The 23,251-nt window shown below is 40.4% G+C and carries 27 protein-coding genes, 1 pseudogene and 1 riboswitch; of the genes and pseudogenes, 1 reads left to right on the plus strand and 27 read right to left on the minus strand.

Going from position 1 to position 23,251, the window contains the following annotated elements:
- Positions 1-26 precede the first annotated feature (26 nt).
- From V7161_RS25565 to V7161_RS25690, 26 genes and pseudogenes are all read right to left on the minus strand, one after another.
- Positions 27-737 (minus strand): FliA/WhiG family RNA polymerase sigma factor, encoded by a 711-nt coding sequence (locus V7161_RS25565; RefSeq protein ID WP_335715625.1) that lies wholly within the window; start codon positions 735-737, stop codon positions 27-29.
- A gap of 39 nt (positions 738-776) precedes the next feature.
- Positions 777-1,658 (minus strand): MinD/ParA family protein, encoded by an 882-nt coding sequence (locus V7161_RS25570; RefSeq protein WP_335715626.1) that lies wholly within the window; start codon positions 1,656-1,658, stop codon positions 777-779.
- Positions 1,609-2,754 carry a flagellar biosynthesis protein FlhF gene (locus V7161_RS25575; RefSeq protein ID WP_335715627.1) on the minus strand — a complete coding sequence of 382 codons (1,146 nt, stop codon included), beginning with the start codon at positions 2,752-2,754 and terminating at the stop codon, positions 1,609-1,611. Before V7161_RS25575 ends, V7161_RS25570 begins: the two co-directional genes overlap by 50 nt.
- A complete protein-coding gene (flhA, locus tag V7161_RS25580) occupies positions 2,751-4,799 on the minus strand; it encodes a flagellar biosynthesis protein FlhA (protein WP_335715628.1) in 2,049 nt (682 codons plus the stop codon). Before flhA ends, V7161_RS25575 begins: the two co-directional genes overlap by 4 nt.
- Before the next feature lie 24 nt (positions 4,800-4,823).
- Positions 4,824-5,921, minus strand: a complete 1,098-nt coding sequence (gene flhB, locus V7161_RS25585) for a flagellar biosynthesis protein FlhB (protein ID WP_335715629.1) — start codon at positions 5,919-5,921, stop codon at positions 4,824-4,826.
- Positions 5,918-6,697, minus strand: coding sequence for a flagellar biosynthetic protein FliR (gene fliR, locus V7161_RS25590; protein ID WP_335715630.1), 780 nt, complete (start codon positions 6,695-6,697; stop codon positions 5,918-5,920). Before fliR ends, flhB begins: the two co-directional genes overlap by 4 nt.
- Before the next feature lie 9 nt (positions 6,698-6,706).
- Positions 6,707-6,976: a flagellar biosynthesis protein FliQ gene (gene fliQ / locus V7161_RS25595; protein ID WP_335715631.1), complete on the minus strand. Its 270-nt coding sequence runs from the start codon at positions 6,974-6,976 to the stop codon at positions 6,707-6,709.
- 17 nt (positions 6,977-6,993) lie between these two features.
- On the minus strand, positions 6,994-7,713 hold the full coding sequence (fliP, locus tag V7161_RS25600) for a flagellar type III secretion system pore protein FliP (RefSeq protein ID WP_420491667.1): 720 nt from the start codon (positions 7,711-7,713) through the stop codon (positions 6,994-6,996).
- Between the two features lie 38 nt (positions 7,714-7,751).
- A complete protein-coding gene (locus tag V7161_RS25605; RefSeq protein ID WP_335715632.1) occupies positions 7,752-8,366 on the minus strand; it encodes a flagellar biosynthetic protein FliO in 615 nt (204 codons plus the stop codon).
- Between the two features lie 11 nt (positions 8,367-8,377).
- The gene (gene fliN, locus V7161_RS25610; protein ID WP_335715633.1) at positions 8,378-8,719 is read right to left on the minus strand and encodes a flagellar motor switch protein FliN; all 342 of its coding nucleotides are present in this window, start codon (positions 8,717-8,719) and stop codon (positions 8,378-8,380) included.
- 38 nt (positions 8,720-8,757) lie between these two features.
- On the minus strand, positions 8,758-9,201 hold the full coding sequence (fliJ, locus tag V7161_RS25615) for a flagellar export protein FliJ (protein WP_335715634.1): 444 nt from the start codon (positions 9,199-9,201) through the stop codon (positions 8,758-8,760).
- Complete coding sequence (fliI, locus tag V7161_RS25620) at positions 9,198-10,526, minus strand: flagellar protein export ATPase FliI (RefSeq protein WP_420491665.1); 1,329 nt, start codon at positions 10,524-10,526, stop codon at positions 9,198-9,200. Before fliI ends, fliJ begins: the two co-directional genes overlap by 4 nt.
- Complete coding sequence (locus tag V7161_RS25625) at positions 10,504-11,289, minus strand: FliH/SctL family protein (protein ID WP_335715636.1); 786 nt, start codon at positions 11,287-11,289, stop codon at positions 10,504-10,506. Before V7161_RS25625 ends, fliI begins: the two co-directional genes overlap by 23 nt.
- Positions 11,279-12,280 carry a flagellar motor switch protein FliG gene (fliG, locus tag V7161_RS25630; protein WP_335715637.1) on the minus strand — a complete coding sequence of 334 codons (1,002 nt, stop codon included), beginning with the start codon at positions 12,278-12,280 and terminating at the stop codon, positions 11,279-11,281. The genes V7161_RS25625 and fliG overlap by 11 nt, the downstream gene beginning before the upstream one ends.
- A gap of 1 nt (position 12,281) precedes the next feature.
- The gene (gene fliF / locus V7161_RS25635) at positions 12,282-13,892 is read right to left on the minus strand and encodes a flagellar basal-body MS-ring/collar protein FliF (protein ID WP_335715638.1); all 1,611 of its coding nucleotides are present in this window, start codon (positions 13,890-13,892) and stop codon (positions 12,282-12,284) included.
- 27 nt (positions 13,893-13,919) lie between these two features.
- Positions 13,920-14,222, minus strand: coding sequence for a flagellar hook-basal body complex protein FliE (gene fliE, locus V7161_RS25640; RefSeq protein ID WP_335715639.1), 303 nt, complete (start codon positions 14,220-14,222; stop codon positions 13,920-13,922).
- Between the two features lie 10 nt (positions 14,223-14,232).
- Entirely contained in the window at positions 14,233-14,667 is a 435-nt protein-coding gene (gene flgC, locus V7161_RS25645) for a flagellar basal body rod protein FlgC (RefSeq protein WP_335715651.1), read from the minus strand.
- Between the two features lie 15 nt (positions 14,668-14,682).
- Complete coding sequence (gene flgB / locus V7161_RS25650) at positions 14,683-15,057, minus strand: flagellar basal body rod protein FlgB (RefSeq protein ID WP_335715640.1); 375 nt, start codon at positions 15,055-15,057, stop codon at positions 14,683-14,685.
- 96 nt (positions 15,058-15,153) lie between these two features.
- Positions 15,154-15,242: riboswitch (cyclic di-GMP riboswitch) on the minus strand.
- Positions 15,243-15,358: 116 nt separating this feature from the next.
- Complete coding sequence (gene fliS / locus V7161_RS25655; RefSeq protein ID WP_335715641.1) at positions 15,359-15,736, minus strand: flagellar export chaperone FliS; 378 nt, start codon at positions 15,734-15,736, stop codon at positions 15,359-15,361.
- An 18-nt stretch (positions 15,737-15,754) separates the two neighbouring features.
- The gene (locus V7161_RS25660; protein WP_335715642.1) at positions 15,755-16,105 is read right to left on the minus strand and encodes a hypothetical protein; all 351 of its coding nucleotides are present in this window, start codon (positions 16,103-16,105) and stop codon (positions 15,755-15,757) included.
- Between the two features lie 2 nt (positions 16,106-16,107).
- Positions 16,108-17,667: a flagellar filament capping protein FliD gene (gene fliD / locus V7161_RS25665; protein ID WP_335715643.1), complete on the minus strand. Its 1,560-nt coding sequence runs from the start codon at positions 17,665-17,667 to the stop codon at positions 16,108-16,110.
- A gap of 123 nt (positions 17,668-17,790) precedes the next feature.
- A pseudogene (fliN, locus tag V7161_RS25670) lies at positions 17,791-18,030 on the minus strand (flagellar motor switch protein FliN); the annotation flags it as partial.
- Positions 18,031-18,154: 124 nt separating this feature from the next.
- Complete coding sequence (gene fliM, locus V7161_RS25675; RefSeq protein WP_335715644.1) at positions 18,155-19,075, minus strand: flagellar motor switch protein FliM; 921 nt, start codon at positions 19,073-19,075, stop codon at positions 18,155-18,157.
- A gap of 63 nt (positions 19,076-19,138) precedes the next feature.
- The gene (locus tag V7161_RS25680; RefSeq protein WP_335715645.1) at positions 19,139-19,966 is read right to left on the minus strand and encodes a flagellar hook-basal body complex protein; all 828 of its coding nucleotides are present in this window, start codon (positions 19,964-19,966) and stop codon (positions 19,139-19,141) included.
- Between the two features lie 20 nt (positions 19,967-19,986).
- Complete coding sequence (locus V7161_RS25685; RefSeq protein ID WP_335715646.1) at positions 19,987-20,406, minus strand: flagellar hook capping FlgD N-terminal domain-containing protein; 420 nt, start codon at positions 20,404-20,406, stop codon at positions 19,987-19,989.
- 15 nt (positions 20,407-20,421) lie between these two features.
- The gene (locus tag V7161_RS25690; RefSeq protein WP_335715647.1) at positions 20,422-21,447 is read right to left on the minus strand and encodes a flagellar hook-length control protein FliK; all 1,026 of its coding nucleotides are present in this window, start codon (positions 21,445-21,447) and stop codon (positions 20,422-20,424) included.
- Between the two features lie 161 nt (positions 21,448-21,608).
- Here V7161_RS25690 and V7161_RS25695 point away from each other — a divergent pair, with 161 nt between their 5' ends.
- Positions 21,609-22,283, plus strand: a complete 675-nt coding sequence (locus V7161_RS25695; RefSeq protein WP_335715648.1) for a glucosaminidase domain-containing protein — start codon at positions 21,609-21,611, stop codon at positions 22,281-22,283.
- A 72-nt stretch (positions 22,284-22,355) separates the two neighbouring features.
- Here the strand turns inward: V7161_RS25695 and V7161_RS25700 are convergent.
- Positions 22,356-23,251: OmpL47-type beta-barrel domain-containing protein (locus V7161_RS25700; protein WP_420491666.1), on the minus strand; the 896-nt coding region annotated here is incomplete at its 5' end.

Raw genomic sequence — 23,251 nt, forward strand, 5'->3', positions numbered from 1 at the left:
CCCTATTCCCGGTAAGCCGCTCCTCTTTAAACAAGCTCCTTCTCCAAAACCTTTTTTAGCTTTTTTAAGGTTTGCGAATGGATTTGCGATATTCGCGATTTATGAAGTCCTAAAATTCTTCCAACCTCACTCATACTTAAATTCTCATAATAGATGAGGGAAAGAATCAGTCTTTCTTTCTCTGGTAATCCATCGATAAGCGATGCTAAGATTCTACTTCGCTCTTTTCCTTCTATTATTTCAGATTGATCGAGAATACTATAATCGGAAAGTGAGTCAATCTTTAATTGATTGTCCTCGCCATGTTCAATCGGTTCATATAACGACTCTTGTTTTTCAAAGGAAGCTTGCGTGATAATCTCCCGGCATTCCTTTTCGCCTATATGTAAATAATCACTAACCTCCCTAATGGTAGGCTTTCGAAAAAGCAGTTGTTCTAAAATCTCAAAAGCCCGTTTAACGTCTTTTTCCTTTTTTCTTAACGTTCTTGGCAGGGGGTCGTTTCGACGAAGTCCATCATAAATTTCTCCACGTATTCTTTGGGTAGCATAGGTTTCAAACTTTACATTTTCGCGCTGATTGAATTTTCGGGTTGCATCTAATAACCCCATCATCCCAAATGACATGAGTTCATCCTCTTCCACTGTGTGAGGAAGACTTCTCTTCGTGTTCTTTACGATTTTATGAACTAATGGCAGATATTGATCGAATAACTCTTCATCCCGTTGTTGACTCAAGAAAGTTCCCCCTCCTTTTAGTTGAGACAAAATCATAAATTATTTTTTTACAAATCCTGAAATCCTTTGGATAAACCCTTTGATTCCGGTCACATCTGCTCTTTTGGTTTCCCCATTCAAATAAATATTCACGATATCCTTCATCCATTTTGCGGCTTGAGATTTCGGATATTTTAAGTAAAAAGGAGTCTGATCCAGAACAGATTGAAACACGAATGAATCATTTGGGATAAAACCAAGAATATCAATTTCTTTTTCTAAAAATTGTTTTGTCACTGCCTTCACCCGGTTCGCAATCGCCATTCCTTCTTTGGAATTAGCCACGCGGTTTACCACCAAACGGACATTTATGCCCGAATCCTGGTGATGTAAAATTTTTATTACGGAATAAGCGTCGGTAATCGCGGTCGGTTCAGGGGTTGTAACCAGAATGATTTCATCGGCGGCCAGGTGACAGCGCTGAGATTCCTTTGAAAGTCCTGCCCCTGTATCAAACAGGATCATATCAGCGTATCCCTGCAATTTTTCAAGTTCTGTAAATAAATAGTTGGAATCGTGCTCACTTAGATCAAGAATTTCATGAAAGCCACTCCCGCCTGAAATCAATTCCAATCCTGCGGGCCCTTTTTCCATCACGTCCCAAATGCTTTTTTTCTGCTTCACCATATCAATCAGATGGAACTTCGGAGCCATTCCTAGTAATATCTCCAGATTCGCCATGCCAATATCTAAGTCAATTAAGACGACCTTTTGTCCGGATTCAATCTGGCTTAGGGCAAAGTTTAGGGCAAAATTTGATTTTCCAACGCCGCCTTTTCCGCTTGTGATCGATACAACCTTAGTCCGTTTTTCTTGATCTGCATTATTTTGGTTAAAACGCTGATACAATTCTCTCAGCTTTTGCGCCTGATCCGGCTTCATCATCATCTACTCCCAATATCTTTTTAGCCATATATTCTGGTTCTGCGAGCATAATGTCTTCCGGAACACCTTGTCCCAAACATAGAAAGGATAAAGGGTATGGATAATGATAAATGAGATTGAGAGCGGCTCCGAAACATGTACATTCATCCCACTTGGTCAGGATGACTCGATCAATCTGAACCGATTTCATCTTTTCAACAATTTGTTTCATATCCTTCCACCTAGAGGTCATACTTAAGACCAAGTGATTTTCTTGCTTGCCTACTTGAGAGAGAAAGTCATTAATTTCCTCGATATACTGCTCCTCCAAGTAATTTCTTCCTGCACTGTCCATAAAAATCATTTGGCAATTTTTTAATTTATTTAAGGAATGGTTAATTTGCTCGGGACTTTCTACGACTTCAATCGGGATATTTAAAATGCTGGCATAAGTCTTTAATTGCTCGATGGCAGCAATCCGGAAGGTATCCGCCGTTAAAAGACCAACCTTCTTTCTCTGAAATAACACCTTTCTTGATGCAAGCTTCGCGATTGTGGTTGTCTTGCCAACACCCGTTGGACCAAGGAGTGTAACCACTGCCGCATCAGAATTTAACCCATCTGGTGCGATACCGTCCTGAAAAAGCTTCGTTAAGGTGTTCAAGACGATTTCTTCAATTTCTTGCTCAGTACACCGTTCGATTAATGGATGCTCGACATTAATTTTCTTCACAAGAAATCGAATGACTTCCCCATCAACCTCTTGATCCTCTAATTGTTTCTGCCATTTATCTAATCTGGAAGGGGGCTGCTTTGGCGAATCGGTTTGATTTTTGATAAAACTCCCTAACAGTTGTTCCATTTGATCTAATCTGTTAAGGACCTCCGTTTCTTGGGCTCCCTCCTTCACTTCTGGAGATGAAGGCGGTTCGATTTTCCGTTCAACGACCTCCGAAGCGGCAATCACCTCAAGCTGCTTCTTTTTAAATAGGCCAAGAAATCCGCCTGTATTCGATTCCTTCGTGTTTAAGATGACGGCATTTTCCCCTAACTCTAACCGAATCTGCTGCACAGCTTGCGGCAAGGAGGCGGCAATATATCTTTTAATCTTCATGCAGATACCACTCCAACCCTTTGAAAATGAACGACCCCTATATTTTGCACTTCTACATCCGGCTCCAATTCGTTAAAAGAGATGACAGGAATATCTCCGTTAATTCGTTCTACTATTTGTTTTACATACATCCGAATGGTTGGGGAAGTCATGAGAATCGGCTGGATTCCCATTTTCACCACCTGTCCAATTGTGTCATTTAAAGCCATGACCAGCTGCTGAATAGTCTGTGGGTCTAAGGTTAAATAAATCCCTTGCTCCGTTTCTTGAAGGTTTTCGCTAATAATCTTCTCAACATTGGCGTTGACCGTAATCACTTGAATCATTTTACCCACGGACAATTGCTTCGTAATTTGCCGGGATAAGCCTTGTCTAACATATTCAGTCAAATAATCAGGATTTTTGGTGAAAACCGCCCAATCAGCAAGGGTTTCAAGGATGACAGGCAGATTCCGGATCGAGATTTTTTCTTTTAACAGTTTTTGTAACACCTTTTGAATCTGCCCCATTGATAATAAGGATGGCACTAACTCCTCGACGATTGATGGAGAGGTTTCCTTCGCCTTTTCAATCAGCTGCTTCGTTTCTTCCCTACCTAAAATTTCATGGGCATACCGTTTGATGGTCTCCGCGAGATGGGTAGTAATAACCGAAGAAGCATCAACAACGGTATAGCCAAATACTTCAGCTTTTTGCTTCATCTCATCATTTATCCATAAAGCAGGAAGGCCAAAGGTTGGTTCGACCGTTTCAATCCCAACGATTCCGTGATCATCCTCTTCCGGCAGGAGCATCAGATAGTGATTCAGAAAGATTTCTCCTGCGGCAATCTCGTTGCCTCTTAACTTGATTACATACTGATTGGACTCTAAATTGACGTTATCGCGAATCCGGATAATCGGGATTACCAGCCCTAATTCTAATGCGATTTGTTTCCGAATCGCAATGACACGGTCTAAAATATCCCCACCCTGGGCAGCATCGGCTAAAGGAATAAGTCCTAAGCCAAACTCAAATTCCAATGAATCCACCTGGAGGAGATTAAGGACATTCTCCGGACTATTTTCTTCCTCAATCGGCAGTTCAAGCTCTTCTTCTAATTCCATTTCTTTTTCTTTGGCTTTTTGCATTCTATATCCAGCAAACACTAGCAGGCCGGCAATGCTCCAGGTTAGCAGAATTCCAATTGGCGTAACCAGGCCGAATAAGGCAATACATCCTGCTACAACATAAATCAATTTCGGATAAGCGAATAACTGGCGTGTCAGGTCGTCCCCCAGATTCCCATCGGAAGCCGCTCTTGTGACGATGATCCCGGTTGCTGTAGAAATTAACAGAGCCGGTATTTGACTTACCAGCCCATCACCGACCGAAAGCAGGGTAAACGTGCTGGCTGCCTGGGTAAAATCCATCCCCATCATCGTCATCCCAATAATGAAACCGCCAATGACATTAATAAATAGTATGATGATACCCGCAATGGCGTCGCCTTTTACGAATTTGCTTGCCCCATCCATCGCACCGTAGAAATCTGATTCCTGGCTGACTTTTTCCCTCCTGGTGCGGGCATCTTTTTCACTGATGAGCCCTGCATTCAAATCGGCATCAATACTCATTTGCTTACCAGGCATGGCATCCAAGGTAAAACGTGCAGCCACTTCAGCCACCCGTTCTGAACCCTTAGTGATGACAAGAAATTGGATAATAATCAAAATTAAAAAGATGATAAACCCGATGACTGGATTCCCGCCAATAACGAATTCCCCAAAGGTGGCCACGACATGCCCGGCATCCCCATGAGAAAGGATTGAACGGGTTGTCGATACGTTCAACGCTAAACGGAACAGGGTCGTTAATAGTAATAACGAAGGAAAAATAGAGAAATCCAAAGGTTCCTTAGTATTCATTCCTACCAATAAAATAGTGATTGATAGGGAGATATTTATAATCAACAAAATATCCAATAGAATAGTAGGCAATGGAATAACCATCATGACGACAATGAGTAATACACCTAGTAATACGGATATTTCTTTAAACTTCATTTTTCCACCTGATTCCTTAAAGACTTAATATTTTCCTTTTAATCGATAAACATAGGCGAGAATCTCGGCGACCGCTTTAAATAATTCCTCTGGAATCTCCTGCCCAATTTCCACATTGGCATATAAAGCCCGTGCTAAAGGCTTATTTTCCGTCAGAATTACACCATTTTCTTTCGCTATTTCTTTAATCTTTTGCGCCCTGAAGTCCACCCCTTTAGCAATCACCACCGGTGCTTTTGCAGAATCGGCATCATACGTCACGGCAATCGCATAATGGGTTGGGTTCGTGATCACAACATCAGCTTTCGGTACGTCTGCCATCATACGGTTCAGCGACATTTCCCGTTGCATTTCTTTGATTTTCCCTTTGATTAAGGGATCACCTTCGCTTTTTTTATGTTCATCCTTTATTTCTTGGAGCGACATTTTCATTTTCTTTTCATTGTCATATTTTTGATAAACAAAATCGGCCGCCCCGATGACCACATACATCGCCGAAGTAGACACTCCAACCTTGATCAAGACTGAAAAGAGCTCATCAAGGATTTGAGTAATACTCAACTGTGAAAAATGAAGAAAGGCCGCGAATTCTTTTTTTAATAAGAAATAGGAAATCCATCCAATCAAAGTAATCTTCAATACATTTTTAATTAAATCAATGATGGACCTGATGGAAAGAATGCGTTTCGCCCCTTCTATTGGATTTAATTTATTTAAATTGAATTTTAAGTTTTCGGTTGTAAATAAGAAGCCAACCTGAACATAATTCGCTAAAAATCCGACAACAAATAAGAATAATAGAATCGGCAAAACCATTTTCATAGTGATAACGGTTAAATCCATGAACAGTTTGTGTGTACTCGCTTCGGTTAAATCGACTAATAAATAAGTAGAAAAAATTTCTCTGAACAAGACCAGAATCGAGGTCCCAAAGGATTTACCATAATAGAGGAGGAACAGGAAAAAGGATAGCAGCAGCAAGGAAGAGGAAACCTCCATACTTTTGGCAACCTGTCCTTTTTTTCGCGCTTCCTTCCTTTTTTGTGGAGTTGCTTTTTCTGTCTTCTCCCCTGCGAAAAATTGCAGATCTACTTGAAGCAGAAATTGACCCTTTACCCTCATAAAGACGCTCCCATAATCCGAATCATATTACTGATAGATTCGACCATTTGTGCTGCCAGAGTATGAAATAATAGAAAAAAACCTGGAAGCGCTAAAAACAAGACAAGATAATAAATACCTATTTTCAAAGAAAAACCGACCACCATTAGATTGATTTGCGGTGACGTCTTTCCGATAATGCCAAGCACTAAATCGACCAAAAAAAGCGTAAATACGATCGGGGCAGCCAGTAAAAAGGCAATCACAAACGAGCTTTTGAAGGTTTCTAGTAATAAAGTAGATATTCTCCCGTCCATTAAGGCTGGAACAAGCGCATCCACCTGAATCCAGTGATAGCTTTGGAGCATACCCTGGATGAGTAAGTGATGCCCATCCGTCGAAAAGAAAAATAGAGTGGCTAAAACGTTTTTAAACCTTCCCGTTAAATTCACGTTTGTACCAGACTGCGGATCAAATACCGCACCCATCGCAAAACCACTTTGCAAATCAATAAACGTACCTGCTAATTGAATCGCATAAAAAAGGACCGAAGCAATGAATCCTAATCCTAAACCAACGATGGCTTCCTTTGTAATCAACAGAATATACACAGCCGAAAAGGCCTGAATCTCATGCTGCTCCGAAGAAATGGTAACCAGGATAGCCATAAAGAAAGAGAGTCCTATTTTAAAAGGGGCTGGGATCGTTCTCGCCATAAAAATCGGAACGGTGATAAAAAAACAAGAAATTCTAACTAAGATGAGTAAAAATAATGGGATTACATTTAACCATTCCATACAAAAACGCTACCCTGTAAAATGAGATAAATTGCCAAAAATTTGTTCTGTGAAATTTAATAACTGCCTGAGCATCCATGGTCCAAACACCAATAATCCGATAAATACAGCGATGATTTTGGGAACAAACACGAGCGTTTGCTCTTGGATTTGCGTAACAGACTGAAAAATACTAATAATCAGCCCAACCACTAGAGCAAGCACTAAAATAGGCGCCGCCACAAGCCCGGTAATATAAACACTTTGCTTCGAAATTTCAATAACCATTTCCGGTGTCATAGGGAGTTCCTCTCTGTTTAAAAACTAGTAAGCAAGGATTTGACGATTAAATGCCAGCCATCTACCAAAATAAACAACAAAATTTTAAACGGTAAACTAATAAGCACAGGCGGCAGCATCATCATACCCATCGCCATCAAAATACTCGATACAATCATATCAATAATGAGAAATGGCAAAAAAATCATGAACCCCATTTGGAAAGCCGTTTTTAGCTCACTAATCGAATAAGCTGGAACTAAAACGTGTAAAGGAATATCATCAATCGTTTTTGGTTTTTTCAGTTTGGCATAATCCAAAAATAGATTTAAGTCTTTTTCCCTTGTATGCTTCGCCATAAATTCCTTGATCGGCTTACTAGCGGTTTGAAACGCCTGTTCCTGCGTGATTTTTCCGTCCATAAATGGCTGATACGCTTGTTTATTAATATCAGAAAAAACAGGTCCCATAATAAACAAGGTAAGAAACAATGACAGTCCAATGATGACTTGGTTAGGCGGCATTTGCTGGGTGCCTAGCGAGGTCCGGACAAATGATAACACAATCACAATTCTCGTAAACGATGTCATTAAGAGCAGAATTGCTGGTGCCACCGATAGTACCGTTAAAAGCAGCATAATTTTAATGGAAGTGGCTACTCCTCCAGGTTCAGAGCTTAAATTCACTCCTGGTATGGTGGCATCAAAGGCCGCAAAACTCACTTCATTAAAAATGAAAAAAAGAAAAGGTAGAATCATTAATACTTTTTTTGCCAATTAAATCTCCGCCATCTGTGTTAGTCTTTAAGTTTATTGATTGGAATACTGGGTTGATCCACTTGATTCATTTGATAGAGGAAGGTTTGCTCCCAATCCTCCGAAGAAGGACCCGCATTTTTCTTTAGGAAGGAAAAAAGCTTTGGTTTTTGTTTTTGCTCTGTTTCTTCCGCCATCGATTGCAGGATGAAATCTTGTTCTTCCCCAGATTCAATCGTCTTGAGGAGCCGGACTTCATTACCGATTCCTAATATATATAAGGTTTTGCCGATCATTACTAATTGAAGTGAACGGTTTCCTCCTAAAGAATGGCCGCCCATTGTATAAAAAGGACCACGAGAATCAATGTGCTTTGATTTCGCTTTTAAAAATTTTAAAACCAAGAGAAGTAGAATGATAATAGAAGCAAACGAAAAGAAAAATTTTATTAATTGGGGCACAAGCGAGCTATTTTCCCCTATCGTTTGATCTTCTTTCGATATATTCGTAGTTTTTGTGGCTTTATCGGTTTTATAGGCATCATAAACGGTGTTGCTTTCCTTGGCAAAAGCATCCTGCTGGCTGTGAAAAGAGGACAGAAGCAAAACAAAACTAAAGACCAGGGTGATTTTTTTAGCAAAATGAAAGAAATTCATCCCCGCCACCTCTAATCATTCATTCTTTCTTCACGTTCCTGCTTGGAAACGATATCGGTAATCCTAATCGCAAATTTTTCATCCACGACGACCACTTCTGCTTCCGCGACGGACGATCCGTTAATGACCACATCCACATGTTCCCCAGCCAATTTGTCCACGGAAATAATGACGCCAGGTTTAATCCTCAAAATATCCCTGACCTTCATATTGGTTTTACCCAACTCGACAATTAACTGTAAATTGACATCTTCAATCGTATTTAATTCTTTCCCTGTGCCGGGTGATTTTGCTCCTTCTGATAACTGGGCAAATTGGACGGTTTGGATCCGATTTATTTGCTTACCATTCATGGTTTGTTTGCACTCTTCCTTTTTTGTAAAATACGAACCTAGTTTTTGTGATGAAAATAGCGAATAACCGCCATTTCATCCAACAAATTTTGTTCTTCTCTGTTAATTTTATCGGTATATTCAGCAAACGATTTTTCCCGCCAAGAACTCCACATCTTCTCTTCCTGGTTTTTGGCCAGCAGCAAATGATTCTTAACCTGAAACTCTTTTGTCAGCTCCATTACCTTTTTTCTTAATTTTTCAATTTGCTTGTTTAGAAAATGGATGTATTGTTCACTTTCCTGTATGTCTGTGATCCGTAAGGTGTTTTTCATTAATCGTTCGTAATCTCTCAGATAACTTTCTTTTTTATCAATCATGTCCAGCAATTGTTTTTCAGCCGTTTCTTTCAATTTCCGGAAGACATTCATTTCATTTAAGGCTGATTCCTTTTCTTTTTCCTTCATGGACAGGATTTTTTCAAAACGGAATTGGAAGCTCATTTAACCATCTCTCCAAACTGTTGAATCATAATCTGAATCGAATCATCTAAATAGGAGGCTTCATTCACTCCTTGTTTCAAAAAGTTGTCGATCCACACCTTATACTTAATGGATAAATCAATTTCGGAATTGGTCCCCTGCTTATAGGCACCAATCTTAATTAAGTCCTCTGCTTCTTTATAAATCGCTAAGTATCGTTTCATCTTTTCTGCTGCCTGAAGATGATCCTTCGATGCGATATCCTTCATCACACGGCTTACGCTGTTTAATATATTAATAGAAGGAAAATGTCCCTGCTGCGCTAACTGCCTATCTAACACAATGTGACCGTCCAATATTCCTCTTGCCGTATCGGCAATCGGTTCATTCATATCATCGCCATCTACTAGGACCGTATAGAAAGCGGTAATTTCCCCTTTCGGTCCTGTACCTGCCCGCTCCAAAAGCTTTGGCAGCATCGCAAAAACAGAAGGAGTATAGCCTTTTGTTGTTGGCGGCTCCCCGATGGCCAGTCCAATTTCTCTTTGCGCCATCGCGTATCGTGTAACCGAATCAATCATTAGATTTACACTTAACCCTTGATCCCGAAAAAATTCTGCAATCGTGGTGGCTATGATGGCACCCTTGATTCTGACTAAGGCAGGCTGGTCACTGGTCGCAACGACGACCACCGATTTTTCAAGCCCTTCTTTCCCTAAGTCTCTTTCGATAAAATCAAGAACTTCTCTTCCCCGTTCTCCAATCAGTCCGATGACGTTGACATCGGCACTTGTGTTACGGGCAATCATTCCTAATAAAGTACTTTTACCTACGCCGCTCCCCGCAAAGATCCCGACCCTTTGCCCTTTGCCAATCGTGAGCAGCCCATCAATCGAACGGACTCCCACATTGAGTGGATCGTGAATTCTCGGTCGTTTTAACGGGTTCGGCGGATTGTTGTTTGTAATCACTTCAATTAATCCGGAGGGAAGCGGACTTTCATCCATCGGCTTGCCTAAACCATCTAACACCTTCCCTAATAATTCCATCCCCACTTTGACAGTTAACGGTTTTCCCGTTGATACAACGTCACATCCAGGTCCAATCGAAACAACTTCTCCTAATGGCATCAAAAGAACTCGATTCCCTTTAAATCCGACAACCTCTGCTTCTAAAGGAGGTTCATTACTCGAAGGATAAATGTGGCAAACATCGCCAAGCTTGACATCTGGGCCTTGTGATTCAATGGTCAGGCCGATGACCTGTGTAACCTTTCCATTAAACTTAATCGGATTAATCGTCTGCAGCGTATGTACATATTTATCAATTTCCAGCATTTTCTTCATACGAATCATCCCGTAATGTTTTCAGGAGCGCTTGTTTGATTTCTTTCAGCTGTACATCAATCCGGGCATCAATGCTTCCGTAAGAGGTTCGGATGACACAGCCGCCTTTTTCAATTGAATGCTCTGGTAAAATTTTCACTTCGACTTGCCCCTCCAACGATTCTAGTAATTGATTGCGTTGATTTTGCACAAACGTGAAATCATCAGGACTGACGCAAATCGAAATCATCGAGCGTTCATTGGAATAGAACAAGCTTTGTTTAATCATATGTATAAGCACATCCGGCTTCGTTTCTAGCTCCTTATGAATCACTTTCTCCGCCATTTGGAGAGAAAGCTCAATAATAAAGGGCTCCGATTCTTTGATAATTTCTTTTTTTTCCTTATAGGCTTTTTCTAAAACCTCTTCTGCCAGCTGGATTTTGGAGAAATAGTCGATCTCAGCCTTCCCCATTCCCTCATCGTAACCTTCTTTGAAGCCCTGCCGTTTGACTTCTGCAAGCTCAGCCAATACTTTTTCTTGCTCAGCCCGTTTCCACTGCTCCAGCTCGGCTTCAGCCTCTTCTTTTTCAAGGAGGATTTGTTCACGGACCTTTAAGAGAATCGCTTCCGCTTGTTGTTCCGCATTTCGCCGTTGCTCCTCGGCAGATTGTTCCGATACAAGGGGATAGGCAGCACCTTCAGTTACTTTTTTTCTGGATAATAGCAATTTGGCTTCTATGACAGGAGGGATGGAAGCAGATTTGAAGATTCTAGACGACAATGGCCTCCACACCCCTTCTTTCAACAATAATGGAACCTTCTTCTTCCAGCTTTCGAACAATTCCTACGATACGGCCTTGTGCCTCCTCCGCTTCCTTAAGCCGGACAGGCTTATCATATTTACCTTGTTCTTCAAGTAGTTCCGCTCGTCTTTTCGAGATATTTCGAAAAATAACTTCTTTTACATCCTCACTGGCAATCTTCAAGGCTAAGTACAAGTCTTCACTATCCACATCGCGAAGGATTCGTTGAATAGAATGATTATCTAATAATGTAATATCTTCAAAGATAAACATTTTCCCTTTGATTTCTTCGGCCAGACTTGGGCTTTGCTCAGATAACGATTCTAGAATATGCTTTTCAGTTCCTCGATCCACGCCAGTTAAAATACTGACAATATTATCGATGCCATTATTAACCGTATAGTCTTGTGAAGAGGTCGTCGCTAGCTTTTCCTTAAGCACTTCTTCAACCTGTCGCACCACTTCCGGAGAAACTGTGTCCATCAGCGCAATCTTTTTGGCAATATCAGTCTGTTTTTCCGCCGGGAAAGAAGAAAGGATAGCCGAAGCTTTTTTCGAATCTAAATACGATAATACAAGGGCAATCGTTTGGGAATTTTCATATTGTAATAGGTTCAAAATCTGGACCGGTTCCGCCCTATTGGCAAAATAAAAAGGTTTCTTTCGGTTTTTTTCTGATGACCGGTGGAGCATCTCTTTTGCCTTCTCTTCTCCAAAAGAAAGGGCAAGCAGATCCTTAGCAAAATGTTCTCCACCTTTGGCAACGACATTCCTCTCCGAAGCCATTTTGTAAAATTCCTTTAAAACATCTTCCTTTACCTTTGGGTCAATCCATTGAAGATTGGCAATTTCCTTCGTTAATAATTCCACTTCTTCTTCCTTCAAATGTTTATAGATGGTAGAAGAGCCTTCTTTTCCTAAAGAAACCAAAAGAATCGCCACTTTTTGAATCCCCGTTAGCTTGCGCATGTTATACCTCCTTTTCTTCCTTTAGCCAGTAGCGTAATAGATCAACAAATTCCTCTGTATTTTTTCCAGCTAATTGATTGATTTCATCCTGAACTGTTTCCTTTTTCGGTATGGCCTCCTCAAATTCATTGATCCTTTTCGCCTCTAAAAACTCCGAAATCGGTTCAAGCTCTTCATCCCTTTTTCGCTTGATCAATTTCCCTGCTATTATTCCGCCAACGAGAAGTCCTAAAGCGGCAAGGCCTATTAAGATATAATTTAAATAGGATTCTTTCTCTTTTTCTTTCGCTGGAGATGCTGCCATTTGGGCTTTTCCAGTAAATTCTCTAGGAAAAACCGTAATTCGCTTATTAATATCGTCTTCTGTTTTGACATTATTCGTATCAATGGCTGTTCGAACTACATTGGCTATGATATTTCTGATATTCGCCTGTGTTTCTGGTGTTAACGAATTCGGATTTTTCGGATTAGGAGGCTCCACGCCTACATTGATGGTTAAATCTTCGATCGTATATGGACTTTGAGTAATTTCTTTGGTAATTCGGCTGACCTCATAATTAACTCTTTTTTGTGTTTCATTGTAGTCGTTATTTCCGGCTGTTCCGCCTCCAGCGTAGGCTGGAACATCACTTTCGCCAGTGCCATCGACGCCGCCGGCAGCCGTGGCGGTTCCCTTGCCTTTATATGTTTTGGATATCTCCTCCACACTGACGGCAATGCCTTCATTTTGATCCTTGTTCGATGGTTCCACTATGCTCTGTTGTGTTTTTACTTTATCAAAATTCAGCTTGGCAAAGGTCTGCACATAAACCTTGTCTTTTCCGAGCATCGTGCCGAGCATTTGCTGAATACTGCGCTGAATATCGGCCTCTACCTTTTGCTTAATATTTCTTTGTTGGTCATAGCTGTCAAATCCAGCAGAATCGTCAGAATCTGCTAACGTTAACAGCTGGCCATATTGATCGGTTATCACGATGTTATCTTTTGGCAGATTCGGAATACTTTTCGAAGCCAGGAAGTAAAGTGCTTTAATTTGTCCTTGCTCCAGTTGTGTGCCTGGTTCAACATCAATAATGATTGAGGCACTGGCTTTATCCTCCTGCTCCGGCCGAATAAAGACACTATCCTTTGGCATGGTGATCATCACTTCTGCGTTTTTGACACCGCTAATCTTCGTCATTAAATTCGCTAATTGCTTTTGAATCGTTTCTCTTTCGATGACGTCCAATTCCTGCTCGGTTACCCCAAATTTCAGATCCTTCGTTTGTTCGGTGAAACTGATCGGCCCGCTTTTCGGCAGACCTTCTGAGGCCAAATTCACAATCAGGTCGGGGGCCGCTTCTTTAGGAACGAGAATTTGTGTTCCATTGCCCGCAATTTTATAGTCGGTGAACCCTTGTTTTTCTAAAGCCCCCTTAATCTCACCAATTTCTTTTTGACTTAAGCTATTGGTATACAGTGGTACATAGTTTGTTCGGAACAAAAAGAAGATTACAAGGGTTAAAAGGATGACGGCCCCTATAAACGAACCAATGTATAAGGTTTTCCCTTTTAGGCTGGTATTTTTCCAAAACTGCGTTATTTTTTCTGTAAAGCCAACATTTATTTTCATAGGTCTCCCGCCGATCTAGCAGCTCAATTAAACTTGCATTCTCATTATTTCCTGATAGGATTCAACCACTTTATCCCTTACCTGTGTGGTAAGCTGAAGGGCAATTTGTGCTTTTTGGGCTGCAATCGTTACATCATGAATATTTTTTATTTCACCAGTTGCGATTTTTTCTGACATCTTCTCCGAATTAACGATCGTTTCATTTGCGCTCTGCAATGCCTCTTTCAAAGTCGTGGAAAAGGAAGTCTCGGATGCTTGGGCAGGACTTGCAGCTCGTTTCGTTTCCAAAAAGGCGGATGGGTTTGTCAGCAATTGATCTATTTTCATCATTTAAAACTCCTTATTTACCAATATCTAAAGCTTTTAAAGACATTGTTTTTCCAACATTAAAGGCAGTTATGTTTGCTTCATAGGCCCGGGAGGCACTCATGAGGTCAACCATCTCTTTTGTGATATCAACATTTGGCATCATGACGTATCCATCCTTGTTGGAATCGGGATTAGTTGGGTCATAGACTGGATGAAAAGGAGTTTGGTCTTCGACAATTCCTGTTACCTTAACACCGTTTGCACTCATTTCATTGTTTAAATAATGACTAAATGGTGCGGCCCCATTCGGCTCCACCTCGACCATTTTTCGACGATACGGAATCCATTCCCCATTTACGAATTTCCCTCTAGTGGTCGTGGCATTCGCAATATTAGAAGAAATAATGTCCATTTTCAGGCGATTCGCTGTTAATGCGGAAGAACTAATATTTAATGGCTGAAACATTGACATCGTAATCCCCTACCTTGACCTTATGGCTGTTTTTAATAAATTAAATTCTTCACTTAACTGATACGTTAAGGTTTGATACCAAATCGAGTTTTTCGTCAAATCGGTCATCTGACTATCAACATCCACGCCATTCCCGCTATTTTGCATGACAACAGGCTGCTCGGTAATATACGGGATGGATTTTCCAATTTGAATGTGTTTGTCATTCGTCCTATTGCCAGTAAAACGGGTGTTGGATAGTTCTCCCTTTAAAATTTCCTCAAAAACTACTTTTTGCGGTTTGTAATTAGGAGTATTCACATTTGCCAAATTATTAGAAATGGCATTGTGTCTTAAAACAGATGCATCTAAAGCCTGCTGGAGAATAGTAATGTTTTGAAGCATAAACAACCTCCTGTAAATTGGTTTATTTTACCAATCCGTTTTAGGACAAAAAAAAGACTACTCCGAAGAATAGTATAATTGGTTAGATATATACTCTTCGGCAACTGGCTGGCATAATCTTGGAATAGATTTTAGCCCCTATAGCTTTGCGTCCCTGGATTTCCCCAGGTTTGCCATTATCGGATTGTGTTTGAGTGTGTCGTTTCATGTTGTTTAAGGTCGAAATTTTTCCAATACTTTAATATTACAATGCCATAATAAATATTACAATAATTAAAAATGAAAAAAGACCTACTTATCATTAAGTAAGTCTTACTGTTTTCATGGCCTCAGTCCATGTACCTAGCAATTCCACAAGCATTTCTTGCACTTCGTTTAAAATTCCTGGCTCTTTCTTCATGTTCGCCTCTATCAATCTTCGTTTGATATAGTCATATAGTAGGACCAGCGATTTTGACACTTCTATCTCCATATTCAGCGTTACCATTAATTCTGTGATAATATTCTGGGCTTTAATGATTCGATCATTCGTTCGGGACCAATCATTTTTTTCAATCGCTAATTTGGCCTGCTCAATAAATTTAATTGCCCCTTTATATAAAAGCGCCGTCAACTCTTCCCCTTTTGCAAATAACACCTGATTATTCTCATATGCCTGATAAGCATTGGTAAGCGTCATGTTTTTCACACCTTTGCATTATTTTCTTTTGTCATAAAATAAACCACTTGAAGCCAAGGCTGGTTCATCGTATTGCAGTTTAATCTTTTTCTCTTTTCTAAGAGAGTGGATATTGCCCAATATCTTTTGTTGTTCAGATTTCAATTTTTTCTGAAGCGCTGTCTCTAATATCTGGATTTGCCGTACCTGATCTTTTAGTGCCGAATTCATGAGAATTTGCCCAGCGCTTTGATCCAGTTGGTTTATTTTCTCAATGTACGTTTGCCTTTCATCCAATAATGCTTGAATTGCTGCATTATCGATTTCGTTTACTAGGTTTAGGGTAAGATAATAGTATTTTTGGAGTAGGGCTGCCTTTTCTTCATGCAAGGTTACATCCCCCCGCCCATTTGCTGTGTTAGCCAGCTGCTTTGTGTATTCGATTTTTGGATTGCCTGCTCCATCGCGGTGAACTGTTTCCAATAATAATCTTCTTTTGTCTGCAATCGCTTCTCCCAAGAATCGATTTGATCATCTAGCTGCCGTAATGTTTTGGATAGAAAGGCGTCATTTGAGTAACCAGCGGTTTTGGTAATTTCCTTCATCGTCTCATTGATTTGGTCATACATTCTCCAAGCGACCCCGCTGTTGTTGAATTCTTCTGCATTCGTTGCCGTATTATTTTCGCTGCTTTTCGTGTCGTATTTCTTTGAGAATAACAACGAGACATCCTTAATGTTATTTTCTATTGCCTCTCTTAATTTTTTTTCATCTATTAAAAGCTTGCCATTGTCCTTGTAATTAGAGCTAGTGGTGATGCCAATTTCCGCTAGCGAATCAAACTGGCTATTCATTTTCGCGGCGTCCGGGTCACGAACATTCGAATAAAGGGTTTGCCGCATTTTATCTAGCGCTGAAGAAATCATGCGATCACTCTGTAATAATCCGCTCTTTGCTTTTTCTTCCCATAATTCAATATCTTTGTCCTTCATATCCTTCTTCTGTTCGTCTAACAAAGGGGCAAAACCCTTATTTCGTTTTTCACCAAGCTTATCATGCAGCGTCTTAATAGTATCGTTATATTTATCCACAAAGCTTTTGATACTGTCGAATATCGAATCGACATCCGCCTTTTTCGTAATGGTTATATTGCTTCCTGGTGGGATATCGTTTTTGATGGTAAAGGCAATCCCGTCATAGTTTAGCTTTGTGCTTTTCAGGGTCAGAGTCGTTCCGTTAATGGTAACCTCTCCATCGACGGCCTTCACAGCCGAGTTTCCCGTTGCCCCGCTGGTATTTCCGGCGGAGAAATCATTTTGTGTTTCACTGACGGTGCCTGCCGCTATTTTTAAAACATTATTGCTATTGGATACATTAGCAATGCTAATAAAAGTAGCAGCATCCTTTGAGGTAAAAATAATCGCCTGATCGCCGCTCGAGAAGCTTGCCGTAACACCGGTTTTCTCGGATATGGCATTGATCTTGCTAATTGAGCTTTTGATTGTATCTTGGGCAGTAAGGTCGATGGTTTCTCCGTTCAATGTAAAACTGAAACCTTGTCCTGCGCCAAGTTCTGTTGTATCTCCGCTTACAGCCGCGGCGGCAAATTTGACAGAGGAGGGCGTTCCCGGCTGGTAAGCCTTCGCATTCGATATGATATACTCACTTCTGCTTGGCACTCCGCTTAATGTTACCTCTACCTTGCTGCTATCCGAGGAACTTAGCTTGCTTCGATTAAAGGTAGACTCCAGTCTTAAATCTTCGATCGACGAACGCAAATCCAGGAATTTCGTATTTACATCCCGGTAGGCATCGACTTTCCACTCCGTTTTGGTTTTATTTTGGAGCACCTTATTTAATTGTACCTTTTCCGCATCCATTAATTTCTTTACAAGTGACTCGGTATCGATTCCGGAAGCCAAGCCAGAAAACCGAAGATTGTTTGTAATCATCCTTCCATCCTCCGAACCATGAACTTTAGTTACTAATAGTGGATAACGGCGTTTTGGCAGTGAACGTTGAGGTTTTTGATGATAAAGAAAGGCTGATTCTCTAAGAATCAGCCTTCTTCAACATTAATTAATTATTTTATTTAATATTTCCGTTATGCGAACCCCAAAATATTCATCAACGACGACGACTTCCCCTTTGGCGACAATCTTGCCGTTGATTAATAAATCGACCGGTTCACCCGACACGCGGTCCAATTCTATAATCGAACCTTGGGACAACTCTAAGATTTCGTTAATTTTCTTTTTGGTTCTCCCTAATTCAACAACCACTTCCAAATTAATATCCATTAGGAGGTCCAAATTAATCGATTGTTCTACGACTTCTTGGACTGGTTTTTCTTCTAAATCCTTAAAGAGAAACGGTTTGGTTTCCTCTTCCTTCCCCCCTAATAGGGCCTCTAATTCTTCTCTTGAAATTTTCCCATCGTTACTCATCTTTTTTTACCTCTTTTTCGAAAACAGTTTCTATTTCTGCGGCCAGCCGCGTCTTTTTTACACCTGGTTTGACTAAGAATTTCACATCTTTCCCGACCATCGCCTTTAAAGGTTCCTCGTATAACTGGTTAAGCTGGACGACATCTCCCACATTCAAGGCTAAAAATTCTTCAATCGAGATGGTGGAACGACCCAACTCCACTTTTAACGGGATTTCAAGCTCCTGCAGCTTCGATTTTAGTAAATTCGATTCCTCGGGTCTAATGGTTTTATTGCGTGTTGAGAATAATTGATAGGATGATAATTTTGGCAGGAACGGTTCTAAAATAATATAGGGAATACAAATATGCATAAGTTCCTCTATATCGCCGATTTTGATATTAAACGCAATAACAATGACGGTTTCATTCGGAATTGCTACTTGTAAAAATTGTGGATTTGTTTCAATTTCGACCACATTTAACTGGACATTCATTAAATCCTTCCAGGACTTTTTTAAATTGTCCACAAAACCCTCAAATAGGTTGTGGAGGATTTTTTTTTCAATTTGGGTTACCGTAGTTTTTTCATTAGCCAAAGCAGGCAGGTCGCGTCCCCCTAATAGGCGGTCAATAATCGCAAATGCCATTTGCGGCTTTAATTCCATAATCATTCGGCCTTTTTCAGGTGTTTCAAAAATATTTAATATTGTAAATGGAGGCAGCTGTTTTATAAATTCTTCATAGATCATCTGATGAACAGATAGCACTTCCACTTGGACAATGGTCCGTAATTGAGTCGAAATAGAGGAAGCTAATTGATAGGCAAAATTATCATGAATTCTCGTTAACACCCTTACTTGTTCCATGGACAAACGCAGGGCTTTTTTAAAATCATATACTTTCACGTCATTGTTATTTTCATAAAGTTTCATCGTGTTTTCCTCACCGCCGTAAAATCATCCAAAGGGAAAGTGGTCTACTTTCCCTTCATCCTATTATCGTTTTAAATTCACAAGCTCTTCTAGTATGGAGTCTGAAACTGTAATGACCTTAGCATTCGCTTGAAAACCCCGCTGTGCGATAATCATTTCAGTAATCTCTTCGGAAAGATCGACATTGGACATTTCCAGCTGACCAGAAACAATTTGCCCCGCATTATTATCCTGGCGCTTTTGGATAAGGTTGTCAATAATCGTTTCCCGATCGGAGTTCCCTGTTAACTCATACATGGAACCGCCAACTTTTTTAAGCCCGCCTGGATTCGATACGACAACTGTACCCAGAGTGGCAATGTCTGAGGTGGTTCCATCCGCTGCTACTCCTTTAACAACCCCATTAAAATCAATCGTGTAGGAAACGAACTTATCCGAATCAATATTAATCGGGCCAAGGGTATTAGTAGCAGCATCAAACCCCAGTACCTTAAATCCTTGCGAAGTCACGAGGTCGCCATTTGCGTCGCGGTCAAAGTTTCCGGCCCTTGTCAGGTATTTGGAGCCATTATCGTTTTGTGCGACGAAGAAGCCATTTCCATCAATATATAAATCGGATGAAAGGTTCGTTGTGGTCGGGCTTCCAGGTGTTTGAATAGTATCAACAGATGCGGTTTTTACCCCTAAACCGATTTGCACTGGATTCGTTCCGCCAGCATTCCCATTAGGAGTTGAACTGCCGCGAACCGTTTGACTTAACACATCTTGAAACATGATCCGGCTTTTTTTGAAACCAACAGTATTAACGTTTGCAATATTGTTACCAATCACATCTAATTTATTTTGGAATGCTTTCATCCCAGATACACTTGAATTTAATGAACGCAGCATTTTTCATTACCCCCTGAGTATTATGATTCTTGTTCTTTAGCAGAAATGATAGTTCCAACCGGAATTTCTTGATCATTTATTTGATAGTAAAATTGATTATCCCTTTTGACGATCCCTTTAATAACTCCCGATTCAACAAAGCCTGTTTCTTCATTCATCCACGATACTTCTTTGTTCATCATAGTTGAAAATTGACTAATATCATCATGTTGGCTATTCATGAATTGCGAGAAGGTTTGATTCAAGTTTGAAATTTGTTCAAGTGTACTAAATTGCGCCAATTGGGCAATAAACTCCCGGTCCTCCATCGGCTGAGTTGGATCCTGGTTTCGTAATTGTGTCGTTAAGATACGAAGGAAAAGGTCTTTATCTACTTGGCCCGTTTGTTGGGGCTTGATATTGGCGGCAGTCTTGAAATTCACGGTATCAATCGTTGTCAAATCACTTATCCCCTTTTAAGCAAGAATATTAATTGTGTTTTCTGTTCCAATGCGGGTCAAATCCTCAATTGCCGTATGATTTTGATAAAACTCTTCGAGATTGATTTTCTTTTTCGAAAAACGCTGCTGTGACTGCTCCTGGCGGGATTTTTCTTCCTGTCCTGAAAAGGAGTTTTGCAAACTCTGTCCGCCTAGAGCAATCTCAATTTTATCAACCTGAAATCCCTGCTGTGAAAGCGAGGATTTTAGCAGGGAAATTTGTGATTCCAACGCCTCTTTGCCGAGAAGTGTATCAGCGGAAAAGTGAGCTACTACCTGCCCCTTATGAATGGATACCTTCACATCGATTTCTCCAAGCTTTTCAGGCGTGAGCGAGAATTTCGCTTCGATGAATTCGGTGGCCTTTTTTATGCTCGTTTGATTCTTCAATAACCCCATTACTTCGGAAAAAAATTGTTCAACCGAAACCTTCGGTGTAAGGCTGGGATCATTCTTAGCAGTCAAATGGGCATTGCCAGTTGGGGTAATGGATTGAAAAAGAACTTCTTTCCCTTCAAACTGGCGGTGAAAGTCAAAATCACGTTCGACAAATTTCTCAGAAAAAACAGGTTTGAATGGCACGGAAGGCGCCACTTCTTTTGGTGCCGTCACTTCCTTCAGCAGCTGTGGCAACTTTTCAATGATGTTCGTTTCTTGCGGATTACTTGCGTTATGTACTGGTTTTTCTACTATAGGCTGATTGCTTGGATCAACGTTTTTTTCAAAAATGGTACTGATAAACGCGATTAGGTCATTTCTCGTTTGCGGTCCGTCTTCCTGATGAGAATCCTGGTCTGCTTGTTGGTTATTTTGTTCGTTCATCCGCCCCAACAATCCACTGATGATGGAAATGAGATCCTTGTTGTTTTCAGGTTCCTTCACGTTTTTCAACTCATTCAATAACTCGATAAACGATCCAGAACTTTGTCCATCTGATTTACTGGTCCCGCTTTTATCTGATAATTTGTGCTGAGCAGATGGCAAGGAAGTTGATTGAATCACAAATTATTCTCCTTTCAAGTGGAGGATACGTTATTTCTAAAATAAGGTTTTTTTTGTCGAATAACAATAAAAATTGGTAAAATTCTATTTTGTAAGATTTACCCTTTTTTGATAATAGAGTAAAATATTAGGTAAGAAATCTTACTACAGGAGTACGTATAATGAGCATAGGTCCCGTTTCAACAGACTGGTTTAAAAATATGGCATTACTTTCGATTTCAAATAATGTGTCGAAAATTGCTAGTGACATCCAGCCCTTTCCGTCAAGCGATATCTTTCAAGCTATTTTACAATCGGTGTTACAGGAACAAGAGAGCATCAATCTTACTCACTCAAACTTATTAAACAAGAGCTTTTTTACAAATAGCGCACCCATTCTTACCAACATCAAAGATTACACTCAAATTTTAGAAGCTAACCCGACATTGAATTATACCGAAGTTTCCTTACATAAATTAGATTCAGCCCTAAAGGGGAAATTAGCCAATTTGGGCGAAGCCTTTATGGAAGCGGGTAAAAAATACAATATTAATCCGAACTTGCTTGCCTCTATCGCCATCCACGAAACTGGAAATGGCAAGTCCCGGGCGGCTAATGAAAAAAATAATATTGCCGGTATGATGGGAAAACACGGTTTAAAGCAGTATGATTCGGTCGAAGAGTGTATTTTTGATATGGCTAGGAATCTCCGAAAAAATTATTTAGATAAAGGATTCGATACGATCACCAAAATCGGCGGTAAATATGCGCCAGTCGGCGCTGCTAACGACCCGGCAGGCTTAAATAATCACTGGGTAAAAGGTGTTAACAATTACTATTGTTCCTTGCTTTCTTAATAAGCAGGTTGAGGATGTCCTAAAAGCTTAGCTTTTTTGGGACATCCTCTTTTTTTAATTATTCAATCAGGCTTAAAATAAAAGGTCGAAAAGCCAATTATTGCTGCAGCTCTTTTTTTGATAATTGATCACATCGACGGTGGTGCTTCCTACCACTAGTACACCGCCAACCTTTGCACGGAATACTAGCAGCTCTTCGTTTTCATCCCAAACAAAGTCGTCTCGCTCAAATTTAAATTGGCCATTCTTTGCTTGGTTCTGTAAGCCCTTGCTGTCGCTTAGGGCATGGACATTGTTAACGGTGACAGTTGATAAGTCAACATTCGCGAATCCGTATCCTTTCGGTAATGTTGCTCTAACTGTGAATTCACCATTGTTGCAATTAATCACCTTCGGCGTAACCTCGATCATAGCCGGGATAAACGTTGTAACAGTTTTTTCTACGACCGTCTTTAAACCGGCATTGTCGATGGCGGTAATTTTGATCGTATTTTCACCAGGTTTATTTAAGGTGATTTTTCCTGTTGTGTTCTTCATTCCGTTTACTTCGACGTAAGTTTCTTTCATGCCGGAAAGATTATCGGCCGCTTCATATTTAAGATCAAAGCTTGAGCCAAGTGCAAATTCGGTTGGAAGATCTGCCTTGATAGTCGGCGCTGTTTTATCTATTTTTACTTCGACAGTGTGCTTGTTTTCGATGTTTCCGGCGTTGTCTATACTGTAGAAAGTAATCGTGTGAGTGCCTTCTTTTTCAATAGTTAAATTTGTTCCTTCCCTGAAGTCAGCACCATCGATAGAATAATAGGTTGCTTTTACTCCGCTTTGGTCGTCTTTTGCAGTTAGTTCGACGTCCACTGCTGCTGTGTACCATTTGTCCTCTACATTGCTTACGGTTGTAGGGGCTGTTTTATCCACTTTTACTTCAACTGTGTGTTTGTCATCGATATTTCCGGCGTTGTCTACACTGT

It is taken from the genome of Neobacillus drentensis (assembly GCF_036965425.1).
GTDB lineage: Bacteria > Bacillota > Bacilli > Bacillales > Cytobacillaceae > Neobacillus > Neobacillus drentensis_F.

What these genes read in the sequence shown, in the direction of transcription:
- V7161_RS25570 (WP_335715626.1), bottom strand. Translation starts at nt 1,658, where the DNA reads ATGAAGCCGGATCAGGCGCAAAAGCTGAGAGAATTGTATCAGCGTTTT.
- V7161_RS25575 (WP_335715627.1), bottom strand. Translation starts at nt 2,754, where the DNA reads ATGAAGATTAAAAGATATATTGCCGCCTCCTTGCCGCAAGCTGTGCAG.
- flhA (WP_335715628.1), bottom strand. Translation starts at nt 4,799, where the DNA reads ATGAAGTTTAAAGAAATATCCGTATTACTAGGTGTATTACTCATTGTC.
- flhB (WP_335715629.1), bottom strand. Translation starts at nt 5,921, where the DNA reads ATGAGGGTAAAGGGTCAATTTCTGCTTCAAGTAGATCTGCAATTTTTC.
- fliR (WP_335715630.1), bottom strand. Translation starts at nt 6,697, where the DNA reads ATGGAATGGTTAAATGTAATCCCATTATTTTTACTCATCTTAGTTAGA.
- fliQ (WP_335715631.1), bottom strand. Translation starts at nt 6,976, where the DNA reads ATGACACCGGAAATGGTTATTGAAATTTCGAAGCAAAGTGTTTATATT.
- fliP (WP_420491667.1), bottom strand. Translation starts at nt 7,713, where the DNA reads ATGATTCTACCTTTTCTTTTTTTCATTTTTAATGAAGTGAGTTTTGCG.
- V7161_RS25605 (WP_335715632.1), bottom strand. Translation starts at nt 8,366, where the DNA reads ATGAATTTCTTTCATTTTGCTAAAAAAATCACCCTGGTCTTTAGTTTT.
- fliN (WP_335715633.1), bottom strand. Translation starts at nt 8,719, where the DNA reads ATGAATGGTAAGCAAATAAATCGGATCCAAACCGTCCAATTTGCCCAG.
- fliJ (WP_335715634.1), bottom strand. Translation starts at nt 9,201, where the DNA reads ATGAGCTTCCAATTCCGTTTTGAAAAAATCCTGTCCATGAAGGAAAAA.
- fliI (WP_420491665.1), bottom strand. Translation starts at nt 10,526, where the DNA reads ATGAAGAAAATGCTGGAAATTGATAAATATGTACATACGCTGCAGACG.
- fliG (WP_335715637.1), bottom strand. Translation starts at nt 12,280, where the DNA reads ATGCGCAAGCTAACGGGGATTCAAAAAGTGGCGATTCTTTTGGTTTCT.
- fliF (WP_335715638.1), bottom strand. Translation starts at nt 13,892, where the DNA reads ATGAAAATAAATGTTGGCTTTACAGAAAAAATAACGCAGTTTTGGAAA.
- fliE (WP_335715639.1), bottom strand. Translation starts at nt 14,222, where the DNA reads ATGATGAAAATAGATCAATTGCTGACAAACCCATCCGCCTTTTTGGAA.
- flgC (WP_335715651.1), bottom strand. Translation starts at nt 14,667, where the DNA reads ATGTTTCAGCCATTAAATATTAGTTCTTCCGCATTAACAGCGAATCGC.
- flgB (WP_335715640.1), bottom strand. Translation starts at nt 15,057, where the DNA reads ATGCTTCAAAACATTACTATTCTCCAGCAGGCTTTAGATGCATCTGTT.
- fliS (WP_335715641.1), bottom strand. Translation starts at nt 15,736, where the DNA reads ATGACGCTTACCAATGCTTATCAGGCATATGAGAATAATCAGGTGTTA.
- fliD (WP_335715643.1), bottom strand. Translation starts at nt 17,667, where the DNA reads ATGATTACAAACAATCTTCGGTTTTCTGGCTTGGCTTCCGGAATCGAT.
- fliM (WP_335715644.1), bottom strand. Translation starts at nt 19,075, where the DNA reads ATGAAACTTTATGAAAATAACAATGACGTGAAAGTATATGATTTTAAA.
- V7161_RS25680 (WP_335715645.1), bottom strand. Translation starts at nt 19,966, where the DNA reads ATGCTGCGTTCATTAAATTCAAGTGTATCTGGGATGAAAGCATTCCAA.
- V7161_RS25695 (WP_335715648.1), top strand. Translation starts at nt 21,609, where the DNA reads ATGAGCATAGGTCCCGTTTCAACAGACTGGTTTAAAAATATGGCATTA.